General features: G+C 40.7%; 20 protein-coding genes. 5 read left to right on the plus strand and 15 right to left on the minus strand.

What is annotated here, in order from left to right; all coding sequences use genetic code 11:
- From ACYVIL_RS20585 to ACYVIL_RS20595, 3 genes are all read left to right on the plus strand, one after another.
- Positions 1-235 (plus strand): EF-Tu C-terminal domain-related protein (locus ACYVIL_RS20585; protein ID WP_460314636.1); only part of this gene is annotated, 235 nt, incomplete at its 5' end.
- Between the two features lie 555 nt (positions 236-790).
- Complete coding sequence (locus ACYVIL_RS20590) at positions 791-1291, plus strand: hypothetical protein (protein ID WP_303477438.1); 501 nt, start codon at positions 791-793, stop codon at positions 1289-1291.
- A 209-nt stretch (positions 1292-1500) separates the two neighbouring features.
- The gene (locus ACYVIL_RS20595) at positions 1501-2499 is read left to right on the plus strand and encodes a hypothetical protein (protein ID WP_303477435.1); all 999 of its coding nucleotides are present in this window, start codon (positions 1501-1503) and stop codon (positions 2497-2499) included.
- Positions 2500-2529: 30 nt separating this feature from the next.
- On the opposite strand, the gene rluF is transcribed toward ACYVIL_RS20595, so the two are convergent.
- From rluF to ACYVIL_RS20660, 13 genes are all read right to left on the minus strand, one after another.
- Positions 2530-3282 carry a 23S rRNA pseudouridine(2604) synthase RluF gene (gene rluF / locus ACYVIL_RS20600; protein ID WP_303477432.1) on the minus strand — a complete coding sequence of 251 codons (753 nt, stop codon included), beginning with the start codon at positions 3280-3282 and terminating at the stop codon, positions 2530-2532.
- Between the two features lie 141 nt (positions 3283-3423).
- A complete protein-coding gene (locus ACYVIL_RS20605) occupies positions 3424-5397 on the minus strand; it encodes an alpha/beta hydrolase family protein (RefSeq protein ID WP_460314640.1) in 1974 nt (657 codons plus the stop codon).
- Positions 5398-5694: 297 nt separating this feature from the next.
- Complete coding sequence (fusA, locus tag ACYVIL_RS20610) at positions 5695-7779, minus strand: elongation factor G (protein ID WP_460314642.1); 2085 nt, start codon at positions 7777-7779, stop codon at positions 5695-5697.
- Between the two features lie 268 nt (positions 7780-8047).
- Positions 8048-9061 carry a GGDEF domain-containing protein gene (locus tag ACYVIL_RS20615; RefSeq protein WP_460314644.1) on the minus strand — a complete coding sequence of 338 codons (1014 nt, stop codon included), beginning with the start codon at positions 9059-9061 and terminating at the stop codon, positions 8048-8050.
- Between the two features lie 45 nt (positions 9062-9106).
- Positions 9107-9562, minus strand: coding sequence for an NfeD family protein (locus ACYVIL_RS20620; RefSeq protein WP_303477421.1), 456 nt, complete (start codon positions 9560-9562; stop codon positions 9107-9109).
- A 2-nt stretch (positions 9563-9564) separates the two neighbouring features.
- On the minus strand, positions 9565-10503 hold the full coding sequence (locus ACYVIL_RS20625) for an SPFH domain-containing protein (protein WP_303477418.1): 939 nt from the start codon (positions 10501-10503) through the stop codon (positions 9565-9567).
- A gap of 227 nt (positions 10504-10730) precedes the next feature.
- Positions 10731-14087 carry an amidohydrolase family protein gene (locus ACYVIL_RS20630; protein ID WP_460314647.1) on the minus strand — a complete coding sequence of 1119 codons (3357 nt, stop codon included), beginning with the start codon at positions 14085-14087 and terminating at the stop codon, positions 10731-10733.
- A gap of 194 nt (positions 14088-14281) precedes the next feature.
- Positions 14282-15211: an ATP-grasp domain-containing protein gene (locus tag ACYVIL_RS20635; protein ID WP_460314649.1), complete on the minus strand. Its 930-nt coding sequence runs from the start codon at positions 15209-15211 to the stop codon at positions 14282-14284.
- A 110-nt stretch (positions 15212-15321) separates the two neighbouring features.
- Complete coding sequence (locus ACYVIL_RS20640) at positions 15322-15507, minus strand: hypothetical protein (protein WP_303477411.1); 186 nt, start codon at positions 15505-15507, stop codon at positions 15322-15324.
- A gap of 107 nt (positions 15508-15614) precedes the next feature.
- The gene (locus tag ACYVIL_RS20645; RefSeq protein WP_303477409.1) at positions 15615-15836 is read right to left on the minus strand and encodes a response regulator transcription factor; all 222 of its coding nucleotides are present in this window, start codon (positions 15834-15836) and stop codon (positions 15615-15617) included.
- A gap of 30 nt (positions 15837-15866) precedes the next feature.
- Complete coding sequence (locus tag ACYVIL_RS20650; protein WP_460314653.1) at positions 15867-18026, minus strand: peptidase domain-containing ABC transporter; 2160 nt, start codon at positions 18024-18026, stop codon at positions 15867-15869.
- A complete protein-coding gene (locus ACYVIL_RS20655) occupies positions 18026-19279 on the minus strand; it encodes an HlyD family secretion protein (RefSeq protein ID WP_460314655.1) in 1254 nt (417 codons plus the stop codon). Before ACYVIL_RS20655 ends, ACYVIL_RS20650 begins: the two co-directional genes overlap by 1 nt.
- A gap of 694 nt (positions 19280-19973) precedes the next feature.
- Complete coding sequence (locus ACYVIL_RS20660) at positions 19974-20282, minus strand: Mpo1-like protein (protein WP_460314657.1); 309 nt, start codon at positions 20280-20282, stop codon at positions 19974-19976.
- A 226-nt stretch (positions 20283-20508) separates the two neighbouring features.
- Between ACYVIL_RS20660 and ACYVIL_RS20665 the strand changes: the two genes are divergently transcribed.
- Positions 20509-21354: a thioredoxin family protein gene (locus tag ACYVIL_RS20665; RefSeq protein ID WP_303477398.1), complete on the plus strand. Its 846-nt coding sequence runs from the start codon at positions 20509-20511 to the stop codon at positions 21352-21354.
- A 17-nt stretch (positions 21355-21371) separates the two neighbouring features.
- Here ACYVIL_RS20665 and ACYVIL_RS20670 read toward each other — a convergent pair whose 3' ends face one another.
- Both ACYVIL_RS20670 and rhlB read right to left on the minus strand, forming a co-directional pair.
- A complete protein-coding gene (locus ACYVIL_RS20670) occupies positions 21372-22883 on the minus strand; it encodes a Ppx/GppA phosphatase family protein (protein ID WP_460314660.1) in 1512 nt (503 codons plus the stop codon).
- Positions 22883-24142, minus strand: coding sequence for an ATP-dependent RNA helicase RhlB (rhlB, locus tag ACYVIL_RS20675; RefSeq protein ID WP_460314662.1), 1260 nt, complete (start codon positions 24140-24142; stop codon positions 22883-22885). The genes ACYVIL_RS20670 and rhlB overlap by 1 nt, the downstream gene beginning before the upstream one ends.
- A gap of 99 nt (positions 24143-24241) precedes the next feature.
- Here rhlB and trxA point away from each other — a divergent pair, with 99 nt between their 5' ends.
- Entirely contained in the window at positions 24242-24568 is a 327-nt protein-coding gene (trxA, locus tag ACYVIL_RS20680) for a thioredoxin TrxA (protein WP_008845982.1), read from the plus strand.
- Positions 24569-24641 lie beyond the last annotated feature (73 nt).

The following is a 24641-nucleotide window of genomic DNA, read 5'->3' on the forward strand; positions in this document are numbered from 1 at the left end:
TGGTCGTCATACTCCATTCTTCAAAGGCTATCGTCCACAGTTCTACTTCCGTACAACAGACATCACTGGTGCAGTAGAGTTACCAGAAGGTGTTGAAATGGTAATGCCAGGCGACAACTTGAAATTTAAAGTTGAGCTAATCAACCCAATCGCGATGGACGAAGGTTTACGCTTCGCAATCCGTGAAGGTGGCCGTACTGTTGGTGCAGGTGTTGTAGCTAAAATCATCGCTTAATCTCGATAATAGCTAAAATATTAAGAAAGCCGCTCCTAGAGCGGCTTTTTTGTTTTAGGCCACCTGAACGGAGTGACTAATTTGTCGGGAACAAATTAGAACAGCCGAAGGCTGGCCCCGAAGGGGTGGAATACATGGATGTATGGAATAACGTGGCCGTACTGTTGGTGCAGGTGTTGTAGCTAAAATCATCGCTTAATCTCGATAATAGCTAAAAAATTAAGAAAGCCGCTCCTAGAGCGGCTTTTTTGTTTTAGGCCTACAATTTTGTAGCATGGTCTTCAGGCTATGGAATGTTTCCATTTAGCGCGGGGCTAAAGCACCCGCCTACAGGTTATGGAATGTTTCAAATGCGCTGCGGGGCTAAAGCCGCCGCCTACAGGTTATGGAATGTTTCCAATGCGCTGCGGGGCTAAAGCCGCCGCCTACAGGCCATGGAATGTTTCCAGTGCGCTGCGGGGCTAAAGCCATTTTAACGGAATTTAGCAATAAGGGTACTTGACCAATTGTGCTGTCAGGATATAGCCTTTAGGTTTTGCCGCCACAAAACATAAAATGTCTAACTTTAATCGTTTGCTTGTTACCCTTGATATGCTCTTTGAAGACATTTTGGAAGAGTTGAACTCGCAAAAAATTCAGCAAAATCAGCGTATATCGACTAGATATTTGCAGCTAATTACTCAGTATTGGAAAACGTCTTTAAGTTTGGCTCAAAGTGCCACAGATTTCACCGAAAAAGGATTTTCTAACGCCATTGTCGAAAACGGTATTTGTGTGCATCTGCTGAATAAAAAAATGTTATTAATTCAAAATCGCCTTTTAGAATACGTAGTGGAGTATTACAACACTAGTATTCGTATTGAAAAGTTGCGTGACGTGGATTTTTCTGAAAATGCCGACAAACGTTTTGATTTACTGACCACTCGTGCCGTTAAATATAGATCTCAATATAAAGTGGTGGCAAAAGCGCTGAATCGTACTGAATATCAGAGGTTGATAGAAGGAATAGGATTGCCCCCATTTGATTGGAATTGGGAAACCGTTATATCACCTTAACTATTCAACTGTGGTTAAATTCACTACTTTTTCGCTAAGCGTATTAACTAGTCTAGCCTCTATGAACCATAGATTTATGTAAGTGGTTGAAAATACTGAGCTATCTTTAATGGTTCGCTTATTGCATTTGGTTCCCTTGTTGTAATCAAGACGTGGGTTTGTCCATTCACAAAGCGAACCAAACCAAGAATAACAATTGGAGCCATTCTATGTATAACGATGAAGACTTGAAACAAGCCGTGGAGGCCGGAATATTTACGGATGATTCGGTTTCACAGTTTAAAAGTTATGTTGCCAAAATTAAAAATACCTCACTTGCAGATGAAGAAAACTTTCGCTTAATTAGTGGTTTTAACGATATCTTTGTGGTGATCGCAAGCGGCTTACTTTTGGCATCAATTGGATTTCTTGGCTACCATGTATCGCCGTTGTTAGGGACCATTGGGGTAGCAATTGCTTCTTGGTTGTTATCTGAATTTTTTGTTTTGAAGCGACGCATGGCCTTACCAGCAATTATGTTGTTGTTAACATTTTTAGGTGGTGTCTTTGCTTCGCCGCTGGTGATTCAACAGCAACCGAATGAAATGGCATTTTTAATTGCTGGCGCTCTCAGTGCCGTCGCCGCTGTTTTGCATTGGCGACGTTTTCGCGTACCTATTACTGTTGCTGCAGGCGCTGCGGCAATTAGCAGCAGTATAATCGCACTGATATTGGTATTAATACCTAATGCTGTTACTTGGGTAAATCCTTTATTGTTGTGTGTAGGATTAGGCATTTTTGGTTTAGCCATGTATTGGGATGCATCTGATCGTAATCGTCAAACTCGTTCTTCTGATGTTGCGTTTTGGTTACATTTAGCTGCTGCGCCACTTATTGTGCACCCGATATTTACTTCTTTGGGGATCTTGCAAGGTGTAGGTGGCTTATCAATATCTTTACTGGTTCTTGGCCTCTACGTTTTACTGGCGACCATTTCAATTGCAGTGGATAGACGCGCTATTATGGTATCCGCATTGGTTTATGTCATTTATGCTTTTTCTACACTTTTAGAAACCTACGGAATGGTGAGCTATAGCTTTGCTATTACTGGTTTGTGTATTGGCGGTACATTATTGTTGTTATCTGCTTTTTGGCAAGTGAGCCGCAGCCAAATTTTAAAATTATTGCCTTTACCGGTTCAAGATCTTTTACCCGCTGCACACAGCTAATTCAATGAGACAACCCACAATAGTAAATTGCTATTGTGGGTGAATATTGGCAGTCTTTTGTGAGTTTCTTAAAGACTCATTTAAGGTTTGCATTTCATGAGGCGTTAAATTGCGCCATTGCCCGGGGTATAGCCTTGATAAATCAATGTGCATAATACGTGTACGTTTTAGTTTGCTCACTTCATACCCCAAAAATTCACACATACGACGGATTTGTCTATTTAAGCCCTGGGTTAATATAATTTTAAATTTGTATTTTCCTAACGGACTTACTTTGCAAGGTTTGGTTACCGTGCCTAAAATTGGCACTCCAGAGGCCATGCGCTTCAAAAAACGCTCACTGATAGGCTGAGTGACAGTTACTTCATATTCTTTGTCGTGGGCGTTTTCAGCTCGTAATATCTTATTTACAATGTCGCCGTCACTGGTGAGTAGAATCAATCCTTCAGATGGTTTATCTAAACGGCCTATAGGAAAAATTCTTTGTTTGTGACCTATGGCATCAATGATGTTGCCTTTTACGTGCCTTTCCGTGGTACAGGTAATGCCGACAGGCTTATTGTAAGCAATATAAATGCGATCTGATTTGTTCGTCGGTGTAGCGCCAATTAATTTACGGTCAACTCTGACTTCATCACCATCAAAAACCTTGGTACCTAGCTCTGGTATTTTGTTATTTATGGTCACTCTGTTTTGTTCGATGAGTTTATCTGCCTCACGGCGAGAACATAAGCCGGTTTCACTGATGTATTTGTTGAGGCGTTTACCTTGGGCTATTGTCATAACAGATTAAATCAATTGGTGTCAGAAAAATATAGTGGGATAGTGTAAGGGTTTTGAAGTTAAACTGATATAGGAACTAGTACTGATTTAACCATAGGCAACGGCTTGCTGTTCAGCGCAAGTCGTTGCCAGTGTAAGGGGTTATTTACCGATGTTCTGTTTGATAAATTTTTCAATCTCGCTGTACAATTGCTTACGGCCTGCTTCTTGAAAGATACCGTGCCCCGCTTTTTCAAAATTTATATAGGACACTTTTTTACCAACAGCTTCAAAGCTATTTAACATAGCATGGGCGTTCTTAACAGAGACAATAGAGTCTTTCTCACCGTGAATCAGCAAAACATTTGACTTGATTTTGTCTGCGTAATTTACGGGTGAAAACTCAGCTAACTCTCTTTTGTTAGTTCCTAGAACTTTTTCAAAATAACCTCTACCGCCGTGGCTTTTCATGTAAATACTGTCGGTATACGCATAATTTAAATCATAAATTCCTACGTAGCCTATGGTGCAGTTGAAAAGATCAGGTTCACGAACGCTAGCCATTAGTGCTGCATACCCGCCGTAGCTAGCACCATAAACACACATTTTATCGCCATCTACGTACCCTTGGTTCACGATATATTTGGTAGCGTCGGTGATGTCTTCTATCATTTTGCCACCCCATTGGCGATAACCGGCTCGTTCAAACTGTTTACCGTAGCCTCCGGAACCACGAAAATTAACTTGTAGCACGGCATATCCACGATTAGCTAAAAATTGCACCTCGCTATCGAATCCCCATCTTTCACTGACACCGTGTGGGCCACCGTGGATAACAACAACCATTGGTGGTTTTTCATTTTCTGCCAAATCATTTGGCATGGTCAAATAACCATGAATATCCATGTTGTCATCAGTCGTAAATTGGAAGCTCCGCATAGAAGCCATGTCGCGAGGGTCAAACCATGAGCGATTTGACCAAATAAAATCAGCTCCCATTTTCTCAGTGTCAAAAATATAATATTCCCCAGGGTTTACATCACTGGAAATATGCAACAACAACTTTTTACCATCCTGGGTCGCGCTGGTAATGTTTACTTTCTGCCCTGCAAAGGCTTCAACTAGCATCTTATGTAGTTTGGCGGTGTTATTCCCTTCAACGTAGTGGTATTGGGGTTTACCAGGAAAGGAAAAACCAACGACAGGCATATTGGTTAGAGGATCTTTATTGCTAAAAATGATATCGGCAGTCATATTATCAAACAGCGGGCTAAGTTTACCGTCCATTAGGTTTAATACGTAATAGGTATTTAAGTCTGCACTACCATAGCTACCTGTTAGAAAAATCTGTTTACTATCATTACTGGTATCAATAGGAATTAAATCTTTATTAACCCCATAGGCATCTTTAATTTCTTGCCAATCATCTTCATTATTTTTTCTAAATGCACCATGAGGTTCTAAGTCTTCATCGGTCCATTTCATAAATTTAATTTCGCCGTTTTTGTTGGCTATCGCTTGAGCGCCAGGATGGGGAAGTACTTCAACTTTGGTTTTACGGCCATTAAAAATATTTAACTTAGAAATAACTGAATGTTTTTTGCGCAAGTCATAAAGCTTATTGAACTCCAACGTCCATGGATGCTCTAAAATTAAGATGTTCTTTTTGTCATTTTCCAATAAGCTGATAATTTCCGGTGTAGCATAACTTGCTTCTCGCTTTTTAGTTCTTGTATTGCGATCGCCATTGTCTCGGGCTCTATATCCATAAAGCATTTCCTGTTTGCTTCCGTCTACATTTATCGCAAATAATTCCCCAGTTGCCATTGGCGCATCATATTGCATACGTTTTTCAGCGAATTGATATACCACTCGCTCATCACTTACCCATTGGGCTGAATGAATGATGTCTCCTTCTTTCGGTCTAACGCCGCCAATAATTTTCATGTTTTTGGCATCTAAGAATATTAGACTTATTTCACCTTCATGATGGACCCGTGCAAGCAAATGTTTACCATCGGGAGAGATGGTCATATCCAAATAGTCACTGTGTTTAGAGAATTGTTCAATGGGCAGTTCGTTTGCTAGAACTGAGGAACAGAATAATAGCAACGAAAAAATTAAGCTGATTTTCATTTGGGCCTCCTTGGCTTCTTCCTTGATTATCGATCCGCAGATGGGAATCGATGCTCATTTCTCTATATTCTTTATCCATAAGGATAACATCAGAGATTTATTCAACAGTAACGAAAAACATAAAGTTTGACAATTTTTTTACCCAAAACTGTCCTTATTCATTGGTTATTTGGCTAGTTTTTATTCGCTATTCATTGAACGCGTCTGTCTGAATAAGCACACACTAAACCGATATTTAGATAATAAAAAACCCGATTCTAAAATCGGGTTTTTTGATTCGTTGGCTAAAAGTAAGAATTACTTCTTAGCGTTACGCTCTTTAGTTTCAGCGATAACTTTTTCAGCAACGTTATTTGGACAAGGCATGTAGTGGCTGAATTCCATTGAGAATTGACCACGGCCAGATGTCATTGTACGAAGTGAACCGATATAACCGAACATTTCAGAAAGTGGTACGTCAGCTTTAACGCGAACGCCTGTTACACCTGCTTCTTGGTCTTTAATCATACCGCGACGACGGTTAAGGTCACCAATTACGTCACCAACATGATCTTCAGGCGTGAATACGTCTACTTTCATGATTGGCTCAATAAGTTGAGGTCCAGCTTTAGGAATCGATTGACGGAAAGCACCTTTAGCTGCGATTTCGAACGCGATGGCAGATGAATCCACGGCGTGGAATCCACCGTCGTATAGTTCAACTTCAACATCCAACACAGGGAAGCCAGCAAGCACACCATTTTCCATCATGCCTTTAAAACCCTTCTCGATAGCCGGGAAGAATTCTTTAGGAACGTTACCACCAACAACCGTTGAAGTGAACTTGAATCCAGAACCTGGCTCTCCAGGGCGGATGCGGTAGTCGATTTTACCAAACTGACCAGAACCACCAGATTGCTTCTTATGGGTATAAGAATCTTCGATAGCTTGAGTAATAGTTTCACGATAAGCAACTTGAGGTTGACCAACTTCTAAGTCAACGCCATAGGTACGCTTAAGAATATCAACTTTGATATCCAAGTGAAGCTCACCCATCCCTCTAAGGATAGTCTCACCAGAATCTTCATCCGTTTCAACACGGAAAGATGGATCTTCAGCCACCATTTTACCAATAGCGATACCCATTTTCTCAGAACCACCTTTATCTTTAGGTGCAACAGAGATTGAGATTACCGGCTCTGGGAATACCATCGCTTCTAGCGTACAAGGGTGCTTAGGATCACATAATGTGTGACCAGTTTGCACGTTTTTCATACCTACGATAGCAATGATGTCACCAGCTTGTGCACTGCTTAACTCATTACGGTCGTCTGCTTGCATTTCAACCATACGGCCAACACGCTCAGTTTTACCTGTAAACGAGTTAAGAATGGTGTCGCCTTTATTCAATTTACCTGAGTAAATTCGAACGAAGGTTAAAGCACCAAATCTGTCATCCATAATTTTAAATGCTAGTGCACGTAATGGCTCGTCAACAGAAACTGTTGCTACTTCGCCTGTCTCAACACCTTCTTCATCAGTCAATGGTTGAGGATCAACTTCAGTTGGGCTAGGCAAGTAATCAACAACAGCATCTAGTACTAATTGCATACCTTTGTTTTTGAATGCTGAACCACAGTATGTTGGGAAGAAAGACATGTCACGTGTTCCTTTACGGATACAACGTTTAAGGTCTTCAATAGAAGGTTCTTCACCATCCATGTAAGCCATCATTAGGTCGTCGTCTTGCTCAACAGCCGTTTCCACTAACATTTCATGGTATTCGTTTACTTTATCAACCATGTCAGCAGGAACATCTTCAATTTTGTAATTTTCAGGAAGACCCGTGTCATCCCAGACGTAAGCTTGCTTAGTTAGAACATCAACGACTCCAACAAAATCATCTTCGATTCCGATAGGTAATGTCATAACCAATGGGTTAGCAGCAAGTACTTTTTTCACTTGGCCAACAACACGGTAAAAATCAGCACCCATGCGGTCAAGTTTGTTCACGAAAATGACACGTGCTACTTCTGATTCGTTAGCATAACGCCAGTTAGTTTCTGATTGCGGCTCTACACCACCAGATCCACAGAATACACCGATTCCGCCATCTAGAACTTTCAGTGAACGATATACTTCAACTGTAAAGTCAACGTGTCCCGGAGTATCGATAACGTTAAAACGGTGATCTTTCCAAAAACAACTTACAGCAGCTGATTGGATAGTAATACCGCGCTCTGCTTCTTGTTCCATGAAATCTGTTGTTGATTCACCGTCATGTACTTCACCGGTTTTATGGATTTTACCGGTAAGTTTTAGTATACGTTCGGTGGTGGTAGTTTTCCCCGCGTCAACGTGGGCAAAAATACCTATATTTCTGTAATGAGATAAGTCTGACATTGGTCCACTCTGTGTCTAATAAAAAATTGCGCGGCATTATACAAAACTTTTCGCCAGGTTACATTGTTTCATTTGCTTTAAAAATCAGCAGCTTATAAATTAAACCTGGATTTTGCGAAAATAATCTTTAATTTCAGATAGTTATTTTCTAAAAATAAGGAAGTTTTTATGCGTTAAATATTTAAGATATTCGTGCTTTTGCTAATTTAAAGACGAAAATTGGCGGGAAAACACTAAATTAGTCATTTATCATGGAGCAAAAACCTAATTACCCCATGGGCATAACTCGGTTTCGACCGAGACGTTTTGCGTCATACATTAATTTGTCTGCTCTTTCGATAAAATGAGTTGAGTCTTCGTTTGTTTCGAGTTGCGCTACGCCGATAGAAACCGTGATATCCCCTAATGATTCTCCTGTTCGACGATCTTTTACGTTAATTTTTTCAATTTGACGTCGCATTACGTCGGCCATTTGTCGAGCCCGGGATTGCTCTAATCCAGGCATTATGACTGCAAACTCTTCTCCACCGTAGCGAAACGCTTGGGCTTGCTCTCTGCAACAACTTTGAATTTTTTTGGCCACGGCTTTTAAGACTAAATCACCCATCTGGTGACCGTAGTTGTCGTTAATCTTTTTGAAGTGGTCAATATCTATCAGCGCTAAACAGCATTTATCTAGTGTGAGCTTAGTGTTAATTTCGGAGTCAAAGTAGCGACGGTTGCATAGACCGGTTAACGCATCATAAAGCGCTTCTTGTTGACTCGCTTGTAGTTGAGATTTGAGGCGTGCAATTTCTTTTTCAGCACTGGCAAGGGCGCCATTGAAGCTAATGGTGCTTTGCCTGATCACTTGGGATTCTTTGACCATATTACGCACCAAGCCTAACACTTCTTCTACTGTCCAGCCTTCTTTCTCAACTTTGCTTAAATCGTCAATGCAGTTGTCCATAAGTTCTTTGTAGTCTTGTGTTTCAGATTTGGTATCTTTAAGGGATTGCGAAAGTTCAATCATCATGCCTTCAAGAGACTGCCTTAATTCCCATACATTGACTTTTTCGTCAGATACAAAATTGCGGTACAGATCTTCAGCTTTTAGTTCTGAAATTGGAGAGTGACTTTCCACAGCCGCATCTAACTGTTCATTTAACTCTGGAGAATCATTGCTCACATAGGTATACCAAAGGGCATAATTAGTGGGAACAGCGGGGATTTTGTGTTTAACCAGCAAGGGAACGGTCTGTTTGAGGATAACAAATGATTGTTCAATATCTTTGGCTGACATACCTACCTCTCTTGCTAAGTTAAACTATTGCTAATCCCTAAGGGGTTATTCAACCGCCTCTACATAAAACAAACCGACTTCCGCTTTAGTAACTTTAACCATACTACCAGCAGAAATGGGCTGTGAACTTTTTAGCTTCCATTGAATTCCTGAATAATGATAGTACGGATTATTGTTGAGGGAGACATCTTCTTCTAACAAAAAACGATGCCCAATCAAATCACTTTGAGCTGGCTTTTTATCAACTTGTTGTTGAATACTCTTAAGGGGTTTCCACAATAAAGCTGCACTAATGGCGGTGAGAATGCCCACCGTCAGTGTTGCGCTCATTAATGTATCTGGAATAATGCCAGTATATATAAGCGCGCCAGCTAGCACAGACGCCACACCCACAAAAAACAATATGAAAGTTGCAAAACCTAAAATGGCAATTTCAATCGCTAGCATAACTAGACCAAGTACAATTAGGCTCTGTGCTAAATTGTCAGTAATTAACTCCATGGCTAGCTGCCTTTATTCATTGAGTTAATCACTGTCATAGCTTGGGCAACGACTGACGCAGGTTCAGTTGCGCCATCAGGAAGTAGAACAATAGACGACTCTTTGGCTATGGCTTGTTTTGCATCTATGGCTTTAGTTGCCAAATCTAATTGAATGGCTTTTTGCCCTTCAACTGTATTGGCTTCCACACCAACTTTCCGAAGTGCTTCTGCTTGGGCTTCGGCTACGGCAACTATGGCCTTGGCTTCCCCCTCGGCTTGTAAAACTTGCTCTTCTTTATCGGCTTCTGCCGCTAATACTACGGATGCTTTGTTACCTTCTGCTCGGTTGATTGCAGCTTGTCTGTCGCCTTCCGATTCTAAAATCTGTGCTCGTTTTACACGCTCAGCTTTCATTTGTGCTTCCATCGCTTCCATCACTGATTGGGGAGGCACAATGTCTTTAATTTCGTAACGAAGCACTTGAATGCCCCAAGGACCGGCGGCATCGTTGATCGCTGCAACTATATTGGTGTTGAGCATATCTCGTTCTTCAAAGGTTTTATCCAACTCCATCTTACCCAATTCTGACCGCATAGTGGTTTGCGCTAATTGCGTGACGGCAAAAACGTAGTTATCAACTCCATATGTAGCTTTATAGGGATCCATTACACGAAAGTACAGGACGCCATCCACGGATAAAGAGATATTATCTTTAGTAATTGCGCTTTGTTCGGGAACGTCTACTGCTTGTTCTTTTAAAGAACGGTCGGCGGCAACGTTATCAATAAAGGGAATAATGAAGTTCAATCCTGCTTCTTTTGTTGATTGAAATTTACCAAAGCGTTCTACTAAAAAAGCACGGTTTTGTGGTACAAATTTAATAGATGATTTGATAAGAACAATCACAAAGATCAGTAAGGCGGTTTGAACGGTAAAGATATAGTCAAATAATAAATCCATGTGCTAATACTCCTAAATTACTTCTTTTAGCTAGATTGAACTGAAACCCTTAGTTGTTTTATCCCACTATTTGCGAAACTAAGCAAATAAACAGAATCAACTTTAACGTCAAGTTTAATATAAATTACTCAGGTTATGTATTTACGAGTGCAATTCATTACACAAGTTCATAGCAGGCTTAAAGTAAAAGGGCGCTTTACGCGCCCTAATGTGTTCAACATATTCACTCAGTGCTGGTGCACCCAATTATGTTGTTTGGCTTTTTCGTGGACTCTAATTTGAGTTTCTTTAGGCATAAAGCTTTGGTTATCTTGTTCAAAGAAGAATGCTTGTCGCTTTTGTTTGCTATTCACTTCGTTCATGCTTGCAGCTTCATAGATACGTCCATTAATTACGGTGTAATCAACATACTCACTGCGCCTAAGGTCGCTTAAAACGTCGCCGTCAATGATAACCAGGTCTGCTAGTTTACCTACTTCGATACTACCAATTTGCTTATCCATGCCTAAATGCTTCGCGCCATCTATGGTGCCACCTCTCAGGGCTTCCCAAGGCGTGAACCCACCTTGTTGCATGGACCAAAGTTCCCAATGTGCGGCTAAACCTTCCCTTTGACCATGGCCACCAATGTGAATACTCACACCTTTATCTCTGAGCTCTTTTGCATAAGATGCAACGTCGAAATGGTTGTATTGATTATCTGGTGCTGTGGGGCGACGAATCGAACGACGGTCGATAATATAAGATGGTGTATAACGCATCAAACGTGGATTCTTCCATACTTCAGTGCGGTCGTACCAATACTCTTCTCCCATTAACCCACCATAGGAAACGATAAAGGTAGGGGTATATCCAGACTTTGTTGCAGACCATAATTTGGTTAGATCATTGTAACCTTTGGCAATAGGAAGGGAATGTTCCAAACCAGTATGACCATCTACTACCATAGTGATGTTTTGTTGCAATTTACCACCACCTTCAGGCACCACCATCATTTCTAACTCTTTTGCAGCGGCTAATACTTGCTGACGTTGATCACGACGGGGTTGATTGTAGCTTTTAACCGATATAGCGCCCACATCTTTCAAGCGTTGCAAGTGATACTTGGCATCCGCAAGGTTATTAATAATCGCCTTGTGACCGAGGGCCTCTGCACCATATAAAATCGTACCTGTGGAATAGATACGAGGTGCGACAATTTTACCTGCTTTTTGTAACTCCGAGGCAGAAAAAATCTCGGTAGTGTCATTGGATGGATCGTGAATTGTGGTTACACCAAATGCTAGGTTTGAGTATTGACTCCAATTTTGTTGAGGAATAATTTCATTACTCCCTTGTGAGCCATGGGCATGGGTATCGATCAAGCCTGGGATAATGGTTTTTCCGGCAGCATCGATCACCAAGGCTGAACTAGGAACTTCAATATCAGCAGCTTTTCCCACTGCCTCAATTTTATTATTGTTGATGAGTATAACGGCATTTTCAATGACTTCCTGCTGATTATCTGCATCACGCATAGTAACTACAGTGCCACCCACAATAGCTTTGTAACCATCGGGCTTATCAGCTTTTTGACTGAATGACAGATTAATTCCTTCACTAACAGGTTCGGGCAAGGTTGCTGGTGCATTGGGCATAAAATCGAAAGCATCTTTCAATTCTCGCTCGAAATAGTAAGGGCCGTGATACCAGGATAGAGTCTTATTGTCTGGCGACCAAGTAAGGTACTCACCTGCTCGGCTAGACACTTGTTTAAGCGGTGTAGCTGTGCTTGAAGGACCAATATTTTGGCGTTTACCCATTTGTTTAAACGGAGCGATATAGGCATTGTATTGATGAACGAAGGCAATCCATTTTCCATCATGGGATAGTCGGTATTCACTCACTTTGTCGGCGCCATACAAATGTTCACGTTTATCTTCGCCATGTAAATCAACGCTCACTAGTTGGGTTTCAGTGTATGCCGTGCCGCCAACAACCGTGGTAAAGTAAACGCGCTCATTTGAGCCTGCAAAGTGCGGCGCAACACCATTTTTAGATATACGCGTGTGGGTTTTCTCATCTAAATTCGTCACGTAAAGCCCTGGCTCAACGGACCACTTCGGAGAAAGTAAATAGCCTCCAGTGGTTTTGCGATAAGTCAGCAATTCTCCATCGAGGGAAAAACTTGGCTCAACATAATGTCCCGGATTTTTTGAAACAACTTTGCCTCTTCCGCCACGCGCAGAAACCACTCTAATGCTACCTAGATCTTGATCATTCCAAGTGGTGTAAACGATTTTTTTGCCATCATTTGAATAACGGGGGAAATATTCATCATGGTCATTTTGTTTTGTTAGGCGCTTCACTTTGCCTGATTTCAAGTCTTTGACATATAACTTACCCAAAGCTTGATAAAGAATTGATTTCCCGTTGGGAGACTTTTGTGCCCAGCGAATCATTTTTACATCGAATGTATCTGGTGCCACATCCACATCAAAACGCAGTGCATCTGCATATTGTGCTGTGGTAGACAAGGATACTGGAATATCTGCAATTTCGAGGCTATTCACGTTGAGTTTATGAAACTTACCGCCAGTCCAAAAAACAATATTTTCAGAATCAGGTGTCCAATCGAAATAGGCGAAATACCCTTCACTACCGAAACCTTCTTGCATATCGCGCTCAAGGGCTTGATACAAAACTCTTTCACTGCCGTCAGCTAAATTTTTGACGAACAAAGCAGTTCTGTTTTTGATGCGGCGAACAAAGGCTAATTGTTTACCATCAGGGGAGGGAGTAGGTACAATTGCACCACCTGTGCCACTGACAAATCGTTCTTCATCGCCACTTTCCAGATCGTAACGGGTGATAGCAAAAACTGATTTTAACGGATCTCGGTTATAGCTAAATGTTGAGCCACCGGTAATATCTTGGGTGAAGTATACGTACTTACCATCAGGTGAAAATGCTGGATCAGCAATGTTCTTTTGGTCTTTTTTGCCATTCACTCTGGCTTTAATTTGAATGCCATCGCCACCAGAATAGTGATACATCCAAATTTCCCCAGCGGGAATACTACGGCTCGACATTATTCCTTTGGTTGCAAGAATATACTGTCCGTCTGGACTCCACTTGGGGGAGTGCATTATGTTATTTTTTTCTTTGGTGATTTGGTTTAGTTCGCCACTTTCTATGTCCATCATCCAAATGTTGGACAAGCCATCTCGGTCTGAGCTAAACGCGATTTTTTTGCCATCAGGACTAAAAGCAGGTTGGATATTCCAAGCAAAATCTTGAGTCAACGCTTTGGCTTTCCCGCCTTGACTATCAACAATGAAAATATTTCCTAGGGTATCAAACACCATGTGTTTGCCATCTGGTGAGATATCTAAACTAGACCAAGTCACTTCGTCCGTTTCAATATCAATTGAAGACAACTCGAATGGGGGATTTGTTACATCCCAATCTTGCTTTTCAGCTGAAGGCGAGTCAGTTTCCGCCTCTGTTGGATCTGCTTGCGCTGCAAACGTGTGTGCAGAAAACAATAGTGAAAGGCTCAATAGTAATTTACTTACCTTAATGCCTTTGTTTAGTGTATTCATTGAGAATTCCTGTCATTTTATTATCAGTTGATAATTGCGTTAAAGACTATAACGCTCATACCATGTCCTGTTTAGCCGCCAACACTATACACTTTAGATTGAATGACGAAAACGTTTCAGAAATTGTATACAGACTCCTATTTGTATGGATAAAGATACACTTTATTTTAAGCGCTTACCTCACCTTGTCTAATTTAACCAACGTTTGAAAAATATCTTGGCTGAATGAGCGCTTGAACTAGCATGTCTGTGATTGGGTAGCCGGTAAGTTGTTCAAAGTGGATAAACATCGGGCTGGGATTTGCTTCTAAAAAATAATAGTTACCTTGGTTGTCACGACGCCAGTCTATGGCTGTCCAATGCATATTAAACCCTTGAGTCAAACGCTTGGCTAAGTTAACAATTTTCGCAGGTGTTTTGGTGGGAACGTGGACAGGGTTTGATTGCAGTCTAAAATCAACCTCGTCACTGATTATCTCGGCACTAAAAACCTCAGAACCAATGACATAAGTGCGTATGTTTGTTCCTTCAATATATTTTTGAATGGTGACTGGAGCATAACGCAGGACTTTTTGCAGGTGTGCCGAGTTAAGCTGTTTCTCATCGATCAAGGTGGCATGTGAGCCGCCATACACAGGTTTGAATAACAATTTTTTATACTGCTTTGCGAAGGCAAGGATATCTTCGGTTTCGTTACCAATATAAGTTTGTGGGATGAGTGCACCTATGGTTGCTGCTTTATGTAATTGTCGTGGTTTCACTTTGTGGGAGTCAAACACCTGCCAGGAATTGATCCACCGGATACTGCTTTCATCGAAAAAAGTTCGCAGGGCGCTAGAGCTATCACTCATGGCAATTTGATACAACGAGGGATTTGTCTCTGTCCCTAAACTGGGAGGACCGACACTACTCCAAAATACACTGTTGATTTGTTCAAATTTGTAAAACGTTGAGTTTAACCTTAAACCACCTTTCGCCAGCATTGGGTTCCAACTAATGCTGTGACAGGACGGATAAAGAGACGTGTCAAACAACGCAGCTTCAATACCTGATTGATGGCATGCTTGGAGCATATGTAATGCATGACAGTCTTGACTGGCACCTAAAATAATAACAACCGACATAACACGTCCTGTAGTTTTATCGAAGTTAAAGGTTTAGAAATAGTGAACCACCTGAGTGGTAGTTCACTACGGGTTTTTAGTTCTTTATGAATCTATGAACTAATCATTCCCTAGAACCAATTACCAAAACTGCCACCTTCCTCACCAATGGCCATGGTCGTCTCCATGGGAGGTTTGATTTTAGGCCGGATAGTGGGTGTTTTTTCCGAGGGCAGTCGATTCGACAGTGAACCTGCAGCCACTTCCTCGGTAGATAAATTAGTAAGTTCCTTTTTTGTATTGAATGGATGTTCCATTTCATTCTCCTTGTAATATTTACTTTGGTTAGATGCCGTACTTCATTGTACTGACATTATGAGTATGGCTAAAATACTCAAAAAGTTAACTGTACCAGGGTACAGTTTTAAGCTGTTTCATAGGCATTGGGAAATAATGTCCGCAGCATTTTTCGATTATTTATCGCTAATTTTCTAAAAATGTTAGTGCAGTGAAATTTCACCGTCCGCTCACTAATAAATAGCTGTTCAGCAATGGAACGGTTACTTAAACCTTCACGCACTTTGTTGGCGACCTGGGCCTCACGTTTAGATAGTTTGTTTTGGTAGAACTCCAACATATTTTCCATGGTATTTTTCCTTAAATAGTAGGTTGATGTTTACGGCTGTTTTATCGACGAGGTCACATCGCTTAACTGTCCAGCCTCCAAGCTCAACACCTTGTCGGCACTGGCAATGGTTTGGGGACGGTGAGCGATGATCACGCGTGTGATCGATAACTGTTTAATATGATTATTGATGGCCATTTCGTTGTTTACATCCAAATGGCTGGTGGCTTCATCTAAAAATAAAATTCGAGGCTTTTTGTAAAGGGCTCTGGCTAAAATAATCCGTTGTTTTTGACCGCCACTCAAATTCGCACCCATATCGCCAACTAGGGTGTTGTATTGCATACTGGTTTTGGTGATATCGTCATGGATGCAAGCTAAGTGAGCGCAATAGACCACCTTTTGCATATCTATATTGGTTGAGAGACAGGCGATATTTTCTGCAATTGAGCCAGTTAAAAGCACATCATCTTGCATTACCGCAGCAATGCTTTGGCGGTAGTCTTTTAGGTTACAGAGCGCGATGCCATCGACTAAAACTTGCCCCGCTGTGGGTTGCAACAATCCCATCATGCATTTCATTAATGTGCTCTTTCCGCTGCCGCTGGCACCAATGATTGCGATGGTAGAACCGGCTTCAAAATGGTGACTGATATTTTGTAACACGGGGGCATCCAACTGACTGTATGAAAATGCCAAATTCTGTAATCTAATTTCCCCTTGTATCTTGTCTTGTTCAGATATTGGGCTGGATAGGCAAGGGTTTTTGAACTCTTTTAGCATTGGATCTTTTGGGGTATAAACGACATCTGCAAGTCGTTCACAATGAAGCTCTAACATTCGGAATTCAATCCACTTTTCGATGAGATTATCCATTGAATTAATAAAACGAGCTTTGTAACTCACAAACGCAAATAACATTCCCACACTTAACATGTTGTTCGTAACAGCCAATGCTGCAAAATAAATAACCAGAATATTTTCTAGTCCAAACAGTACTTTATTGGCAGTTTCAAATCCTATTCTCCAGCGTTGAAGACGTATCTCTTTATTCATTGCTTCAGCGAGTTTGTTTTGCCACTGGCTTTGTCTATCTGTCTCCTTTTCAAACAGCTTTATGGTTTGGATAGCGCGTACAGACTCCATAAAGTGACTATTTTCTTTTGCTGAAGAGACAATGCTCTCTTCAGTTAAGCGTCTTAATGGTTTATAAAAAAGGTAACGTAACAATGCATAGAGAAATACAATGGCTAAAACAATAAAGGTCAATTTTTGGTCATATAAAAACATCACCCAAAGGGTAAAAATAGCCATCAAACCATCAACAAACACCGTAACAAAACCAGTCGTTAAAAGTTCTCGAATACTTTGCAATGAACCAAATCGTGAAACAACATCCCCCATATGACGTTTGCTAAAATAGTTAAGGGGTAGACGAATAAGGTGGGTAAAAACATTTGCTGCCATCTGTATATTTAGGCGGCTTGAAAGGTTCAATATCACAGTTTGACGGATATATGAGGTGGCAGTATCTATCAATAACAGTAACCCAAAGCCAAACGCTAGAACCGTGAGTAAGTTCAGATCTGAACGCAAGATGACGTCATCTATCACCGTTTGCATGTAGTAAGGTTGAATTAGGGCAAAAACCTGAATAAATAGTGAAAGCACCAGAATAATCACCAAACTGCGCTTCAACCCTGTAATTCGATTCCAAAAATGGCTTAAGGATAACTTTCGCTTTTGTTTGCCCTTTTCAAATGCGGGAGTTGGAGTGAGTTCCAAAGCTATACCGGTGAATAGTTTGTCAACTTCGGCCAACTCTAATACCCGCTCTCCTACGGCAGGATCGTGGATATAGATTTTATGTTTTGTGACTTTTTTTAACACTACAAAGTGTTTCAACTCCCAATGCAATATGCAGGGAGTTTGCAGTTCAGCTAACTGTTCTATTTCAAGGCGCAAAGCCCGCGGGGATAATTCCATTTGACCCGCAATTTGCATAATCTGTTTAAGGGTTGCGCCGTGGGCTGAAATGGAGAAACGGCTACGTATACTAGTTAAATCAATTTCATATCCATAAAATCCGCTGATCATCGCTAGGCATGCTAAACCACATTCAGAGGCTTCAGTTTGCAAAATACATGGCAAAGAATGCTTTGTATTGAAGTTAAGCAGACGTTCGGGGCGGGCAAAAGTCATGCTGTTCATTAAATTCTACCCCGCAAACTTAATAGAGGCTCAAATATCCATTCTAATAAACTGCGTTCACCTAATTGCACGTCAGCAGACAAGGTCATGCCTGATTTTAGGTTGAGTTGCTTTCCATAGGCAGAAACGAACTGGGAGTCGAGGGTGGCATGCACTAAGTATACGGGCTCTTGAATACTCACAGGGGCATTGTGCACTTCATTGGGTAAAATTACTGCGTCAGAAACGCTGGTAATCTTTCCTAGATATAATCCAAACTTTTGATATGGAAAAGCGTCGTAGCGAATTTGAATTGGCTGGCCTTGTTGAACAAATCCTATTGCTTTAACTGGCACTAGTAGCTTTGCTTCAATCTGACTTTTTTGCGGCACTATTGAGAGCAGCGGCGTATTTTGATTCGTTTGTTGACCTATTTGAGCCAGCAGGTTCGATACTATTCCATCACGAGACGCCTTTAATACATGTCGACTTTGACCGTTTAACTGGGCAATCTTTAGAGCGAGATCACTGAGCTTAGATTTTAGCTGATTAGTTTGGTTTAACTGATTCTGGGGGAGGGTTAATAATTGATTTTCGGTTGTGGTAATTTCATTATTTAAGTTTATTTTTTCTCGCTGTAAGCCTTGCTGCTGATTTTGCAATGCCAGCTTTTGTTCTAAAACTTGTTCTAAATCGGCTTTGGAAATATGTCCTGACTGTCCCATGGACTGATAATTTTGATAGCGGGAAGCCACTAATGAATAGCGTTTTTGTAGAGTTTGAATCTGCGCGTCAAGTCGAATGATGTCTTGTCCCATAGAGACTAACTTTGATTGGGTGTTTTCTATATTTATATCATTGACTATTTCAGCTCGTTTTAGTTGAGCCATTAGTAGTTGCTGCTGAGTCTTATATTCCGCGAGTAATGTTGTTTGCAAACTCGACCCGCTACTTAATGTGCGATCTCCCTCAATCACCGCCAAAGCTTGTCCTTCTGAGACGATTTGCCCTTCTGTTATTAAGACTTGCTCTATCCGGCCAGAAGACGTTTCTGGGAATACTTTGACTACGCCACTGGGCGGTTCCAACCAACCGCCTACACTTTCTTTTCTAGCGTATTGACTGCTCACGAGCCATGCAAAAGCGGCGACAATCCACGCACTCAAAAACAGGCTTACGAAAACATGGGAAGCACTAGGGATAAGCAAAATTTCACCGTGAAGCCTATTCTTCTGGTGATCAATTGCACTTTGCCTAAATAGAGATTCTTGCATACTCTTTCCCTTTCTTGTGTGACGCTTTTTACCTAGCTAGTTTGAACACTCTTTTGGTTTGTCATTCCTAGTCGTGTAAGAAATATCCGTCCCTGGATTTACTGCTCCTGTTTGCAAAAAATACATGCTGACGATGCCTGAAGCGTGATAGTTATCATCTCGGACAAAACAAAGTCCTAGGCTTTGTTTAGTTGTCTACATAGTGCTTTCTTGCGTTGGTTTCCTTACCACTTAGGGTTTCTCAACCTTCTTCCTTGATGCCTCCTTGCTATCCTGACTGTGAGCCTTCCTGGCTACAATCCGATTTAGCACTTGGCGTTCCTTGCGTTAACGTTCCTTCGTTAGTCCTTAGTTGACCCATTCCGTTTGAGCCAATGTCATTTTCCGTAATGACGACTTAAGAATAAAAAAGAAATGAATAAATGCGTTGTAAATTTAGGGCGAAAAAATACACATATGGGACATGTTAGAAAAAAACCTTTTATTTCAATAAGAAAGGTTATGTAACTTGTAGGTCTGGGACAAAAACTAGTAGATTTAGGACATTAAACTGCAAGAATTTAATCATTCTTTCGGGGGATATTTAAAATGGTATAGTGCGCTTAGGGTGAAGCCTTAGATTGCATTGAGGTTTTTGAGAGGCAAAATATAAGATACAGCAACTTTGAGGCTACTTAACTACTTAAACTGCACTTCAAAATTTAATTTTTCCAGTGAGCATATCTTTGAACATTACCCAGTCTCCTAAAAAGCTGTAAAAGGGGTATGTGAATGTAGCGGGGCGATTGTGTTCAAAGAAAAAGTGACCGACCCAGGCAAATCCATAACCTAGAAAAGGAAGGATGATGAAATACCGCCATTGTCCAGTAAAAATAATATAAGCAAGTGTTAATAATATTAAAAATGACCCTACAAAATGAAGTCTACGACAAATAGGGTTTTGATGTTCGCGCAAATAAAACGGATAAAATTGAGAAAAACGCTTATATTCTTTTTCAGCCATGATATTCGCCCTTAGTCATTGATTGTAAAAAACAGTAGCATATACAAATAGTAGAAAATGTCGCGTATTTGACATTGTACTGGAAAGTACCAAAAATAACCGCCGTAAATTAAACCTCTATTTGTATAACTAGGTTGCTTTTTAAATTCATTGCCCCCACCTAACAACCATTGTGTTCAATCAGTTCGTTTCAGTTTATGAAACTAAAAAATAGAAAGAGCTAAAAATGCAAAATTTTGTAAATCTGAATATAGAAAACTTTCAGCAAGTCATCATCGAAGAGTCAAAAGCCAAACATGTGCTGGTGAATTTCTGGGCGCCGAATTTAGAAATGTGTGAACAACTAACGCCTATTTTAGAAAAACTAGCCAATCAGCATGCAGAACATTTGATATATGCAAACGTCAATTGTGAACAAGAGCAACAAATAGCCCAACAGTTTGGCATTCAGAGTTTACCCACTGTTATTCTTGTTAAAGATGGCCAGCCTGTTGATGGGTTTGCTGGTCCAATGATGGAAGAACAAATTCAAGAGCTATTGGAAAAGCACTTACCAAATGCAGTTGATGGGTTCTACGAGAAGGCAGTTGCACTGGTTAATCAGGGGGATTATCAACAGGCATTTACAATCGCTAAACAAGCCCATGATCTCGACCCCCAAAGAGCTGACATTGCCTTGGTGTTAGCTGACTGCTATGTGGAGTTAGGCAATACTAAGCAAGCCCAACTACTGCTCGATAATATTCTGCTTGTTGATCAAAACGGCTATTACCACAGTATTGTGGGGAAAGTAGAGTTGGTTGAAAAAGCCTCAGAATCGCCAGAAATCAAACAGCTTCAAGCTAAGTTAGATCAAGATCCTGACAATTTGGAGATTAAGGTTGAATTAGCTGTGCAATTGCATCAGGCCAACCAACCAGAAGAAGCATTAGAATTACTTTTTGCAGTGCTTAAAAAGGACTTGAGTTTCGGGGATGCACGAAAATATACCTTAGATATGATAAATGCGATGCCAGATGGTGATCCGCTTAAATCTAAGTCTCGCCGCACCATGTATAGTTTATTATACTGAGGTTATCACTAAGGAAATTACTGAAAGGAAAGTGGCAAGCCGGCTTTGTGTTGTAGCCACTTTTCGTTAGCTAACTCCACGTCAATAAGTGGGTGAGCCCTTAGCCAACCTTCGGGAAAGGTTAGTTGCCAGTGTTGTTCATCTACATGTAATTCAATTTCCGGCAAAATATTATCTTTTCTGCGAATTGAGAGCAAACACGACAATCTTAAGATGCGAACTAATCCAAATAACAACGGCTGCATATCGGGGTGGTATTGAGAAAATTTAGTTAAATCTAACTCAGCTCGGTGGCAAAGCACTAAATCGCGAATACTTTTACGCTGCATTTGTGAATAGCCGTTAAGGTTAATATGACTAAGAATGTAAGCGCCATGCAAATGGTACTGTTTATACTCAATGTGCAAACCTATTTCGTGCAGTAAAGATGCGGCTTCGATAACAGCCAACGCATCAAAATTACAAATATTAGATTGTGCACAAAGTTGTTTGTAAAAGCTCACGGCTACATCGCAAACTCTCTGAGCTTGTTGTTGGTCTATATGGTAAGTTCGAATGGCTTCACCAATAGAATGAGTTCGGCGATCGTTTCTTTCACAGTTCTCGAGCATGCCATAAATTAGACCTTCTCGTAAGGCACCGCCTGAGATCTGCATTTCTTGAATTTTAAGCTGCTCAAACAAGGCGACTAAAATACATAAACCGCTGGGGAATATAGCTCTTCTTGACTCTGTAAGGCCTTCAATATCCAAACTTTCTAAGTTGCCACAATCGATACATTGCTGCATTAAATTATGTAAATAATCTAAACGAATGGCGTCACTGATACCTTGTTCAACTAGAATTTCAACCACTGCTTGAGGGGTGCCAGATGCACCAAGACACTGTTGCCAGTCAAAACAAATAAAGTCATCTATAATTGGTAATAACTTTTGTTTTGCTGCTGCTATGGCATTTTGCATATTTTGTTCAGAAATAACCCCATCAACAAAATATCGCTCTTTAAAAGTAACACAGCCCATGTTTAAACTTACAAGGTTAATGGGTTGCATGTCATTGCCAATAATCACTTCTGTGCTTGCGCCACCAATATCGATGACTAAAGTATTACCTTGGTTTGCAGAGGTATAGGCGACTCCTAAATAAATTTGTCTGGCTTCTTCTTCGCCACTGATCACTTCTAGCTTTTGATTTAGGATTTGTTGGGCTTTTTCAATAAAAATATTGGCATTTTTAGCTAAACGCAAGGTAGCAGTGCCAACGACCTTAATATTTGATAAGGGGATATCTTGTAGGCGCTCGGCAAAGGTTTCTAAGCAATGCCAGCCTCTTTCCATACTGATCTGATCAAGCATCATGCTATCATTCAGGCCAGCGGCCAATTTAACTTTTTGTTTCACTTTACCAATAATTTGTACAGAGCCAGAAACAACTCTTACAATGACTAAATGAAAACTATTGGAACCAAGATCAACCGCTGCATAGAGTTGGTCTTCATTGGTCACCGATGTAATTGGCTGATTTTCCATTAACGCCTTTTCTGGTTACGGTTATTTGGACGCTTCTGATAACTTTTACCACTTTGCTGTCGCTTTTTGTATTGCGGTTTAGGCGGTGTTATATCATCAAGTAACGATTCCTGATCATAATTGCTCACAGGAATAGGACGGCTAATATAGCTTTCAATTGCGGGTAAATTCAACGCATATTTTTCACAAGCGAAGCTAATTGCGTGTCCACTTTTTCCTGCACGACCTGTTCGCCCAATTCTATGCACATAATCTTCGGCGTCATCGGGTAGGTCATAATTGAAGACATGGGTGACTTTTTCAATATGCAAACCACGCGCTGCGACATCGGTTGCAACCAAAATATCGAGTTTGTCTTTACTAAAATCGTCTAGAATTTTTAAACGCTTACGTTGCGGAACATCACCACTTAATAATCCCACACGGTGGCCATCGGCTTCCAACCAGTCACTGAGTTTTTCGCAAGTATGTTTAGTATTCGCAAAAACAATCGCTTTTTCGGGCCATTCGTCTTCCAACAAGGTTAAAAGCAGCAACATTTTGTCTTCATCGGAAGGATAGAATAACTCTTCTTGAATTCGACTCGCCGTTTGTTTGTCGTGTTCAACTTTGACATGGGTTGGGTTATTCATGTGTTCGTAGGCTAATTCCTGCACACGATAAGACAAGGTAGCAGAAAATAACATGCTTAAACGTTTTGTCGGTTCGGGCATGCGTCTGAACATATATCGAATATCTTTGATAAAACCTAAATCGAACATGCGATCGGCTTCATCAAGCACTGCAACTTGAATATTTTCCAATGAAAATATATTTTGTTTATAGTAATCGATAATACGGCCGGTAGTGCCAATAATAATATCGACACCTGATTGCAAAGATTCCCGTTGACTTTGGTAACCTTCACCCCCATATATCAAACCAAGCGATAATCCGGTGTGTTTACTCAATAATTCGGCGTCATTGTAAATTTGTACTGCCAATTCTCGAGTAGGTGCCATTATAATAGCTTTAGGTTGCTTACCTGATTCATTAGGATGAGTCAGTAATCGATGAAATGTGGCAACAAGAAAAGCAATAGTTTTTCCTGTTCCAGTTTGAGCTTGACCTGCAATGTCTTGCCCTTCTAAAAGATGGGGTAAACTTAACGCCTGTATTGGCGTGCAGTGGATAAAGTTTGCTTCTGTTAATGCCTTTAAAACATCCTCATGGATGGGCAGATCAGAAAAATGTGTTTCAGTTAAATGTGTAGTTTGCATAGCTTATAGCTTATCAGTGCTTGCATTAAAAAACAGTTTCTATAAAACTCTCATTATACGCTGAACTTTCTCAGCGAGAGACCAATTACGGAGAAAAGTATGAGCGACAAAATTATCCAGTTATCTGACGATAGTTTCGAGGCCGATGTTATCAATGCTGCTGGTCCTGTCCTAGTTGATTTCTGGGCGGAATGGTGCGGCCCATGTAAAATGATTGCGCCAATTCTAGAAGAAGTTGCTGGCGAGTTCGACGGCAAGTTAACAGTTGGCAAGTTGAATGTCGATGAAAATAATGAAACTCCACCTAAGTATGGTATCCGTGGTATCCCTACTTTATTGTTGTTTAAAGACGGAAATGTCGCAGCAACTAAGGTTGGAGCCTTATCAAAAACCCAGTTAGCTGAGTTTTTGAACGATAACATCTAATTTCAATTAATGCGCAGAAACACTAACTCATAATTGGTTTTTCTGCGTATTTTTTGTGTTTTTAACGAAAATT

It is taken from the genome of Aliiglaciecola aliphaticivorans (assembly GCF_054782055.1).